At 53.5% G+C, this 1,702-nt stretch carries 1 protein-coding gene and 1 pseudogene; one reads left to right on the top strand and one right to left on the bottom strand.

Going from position 1 to position 1,702, the window contains the following annotated elements; all coding sequences use genetic code 11:
• Positions 1-1,080: transposase (locus tag ACOVRA_RS13240; RefSeq protein WP_421720714.1), on the top strand; the 1,080-nt coding region annotated here is incomplete at its 5' end.
• A gap of 171 nt (positions 1,081-1,251) precedes the next feature.
• On the opposite strand, the pseudogene ACOVRA_RS13235 reads toward ACOVRA_RS13240, so the two are convergent.
• Positions 1,252-1,702 (bottom strand): annotated as a pseudogene (locus tag ACOVRA_RS13235) (hypothetical protein); the annotation flags it as partial.

Raw genomic sequence — 1,702 nt, 5'->3', positions numbered from 1 at the left:
TCGAGTTTCTCCAAGAACCGCCATGGTCGGTTTCGCGAGAGTGATGTCTTGCGCCACCTCTTTGAGACGGTGGTTGCACGTTGCCTGTCAGAAGGACTTGTTGGTGGTGAAGGCTTTGCGGTTGACGCAAGTCTAATCGCGGCCGACGCGAACAAGCAGCGCTCCATGTCGGGTGAACAATGGCGATCTGAGCAAGACATGGATATGGCGGGACGCGCGGTCCAAGAGTATCTGGCTGTCCTTGATCACGAGGCCTTTGGTGCAGCCTCACCGGTTCCACCAAAGTTTGTCGCAAAGTCCGATCCTGCTGCACAATGGACTGGTGCGCATAAAGGTCATGCCTTCTTTGCTTATGCGACTAACTATTTGATCGATACCGATCACGGCGTCATTGTCGATGTTGAAGCTACACGCGCAATTCGCCAGGCTGAAGTTGGCGCATCGCGCACGATGATTGATCGTACCGAAGCTCGATTTGGTCTAAAGCCCAGTTATCTGGCAGCCGATAGCGCTTATGGCTCAGCTCATAACCTAGCTTGGTTGGTGAAAGAGCGCGATATCGCACCCCATATTCCTGTCTTTGACCAGTCTATACGAACAGACGGAACATTCTCGCGATCTGACTTTACTTGGGAGGCCGAAAGAGACCGCTATACCTGTCCCGCTGGCAAAGAGTTGGTGCAGTTCCATCGCACTTACCAAACGCCACGATCGGGCATCACCAAAGCCGGCCAAAGGCTATATCGAGCGAGCACAAAGGACTGCCGTGTCTGCCCGCTCAAAGAACAATGCTGTCCCAAAGCCACAGTTCGAAAAATCCCCCGCGACCTCAACGAAGACTCCCGCGATGTCGCCCGCCTCATCGCAACCACGCCCGCCTATGCCAGATCACGTGATCGCCGCAAGAAAGTCGAGATGCTCTTCGCTCACCTAAAGCGTATTCTCAAAATGGGCAGGCTAAGATTACGAGGCCCAAACGGAGCCCGAGACGAGTTCCTACTCGCAGCTACAGCCCAAAACCTGCGAAAACTAGCCAAACTGCGACCAAATCCACATAAACGACCAGCCTTTGCCGCCTAATCTACCTCAAAAGAGGCACTCCACCGACCTTTAAGCGAAAATCGACCAGCAATCGCAAACCAACTGCGCTGCCCAAGCACCCAATCTCGCCTAAACTTCGAGTTTTTCAACAATATCGGCGCAAAGCAGACTCCCCCAAATTTACCCGGCACCGCTTGTTTACCTTCCGGCTCAAGGCTTGGCGGCAACTTTCTGTTCGCCCAGTTCCGCCGCCACATCGCCAGCGCTTTTCCAAGCTTGACCACTTTCGGCGAGATCCAGCCCTGCGTTAAACAGTGACTTCATGCTTGGTTGGTCCATGACGAGAGAGCCTTGGTAGGGAAAGCTTGATGGGATCCAAGTCATGCGAAAGGCCATCTCGTTGCTCGTCGCGAAATAGGCTGTCAGCGCGACATTCTGTCGGGCGCGATAGACCTGATCGATTTCAAAACTGCGGGGAATAATGGATGTGGTCTTGAGCACGCTGTTTGCCGGCCCAATCTCAATCTGACTGTTGAGAATAACGTAGAGATTAGCGCCTTTAAGGCGACGAATTATCTCGTCGCCCAAAGACATGTTCGCAGGCACGACAAAGAAGGGCACGGCAACGCCACCATCAACATGCATTTCCTGAAAGTGCTGG

Origin of the sequence: Aquidulcibacter sp. (assembly GCF_049239865.1) — a bacterium.
Lineage (GTDB): Bacteria > Pseudomonadota > Alphaproteobacteria > Caulobacterales > Aquidulcibacteraceae > Aquidulcibacter.
The sequence above is the reverse complement of the archived record's forward strand: the minus strand, read 5'-3'. Positions and strand labels throughout refer to the sequence as shown.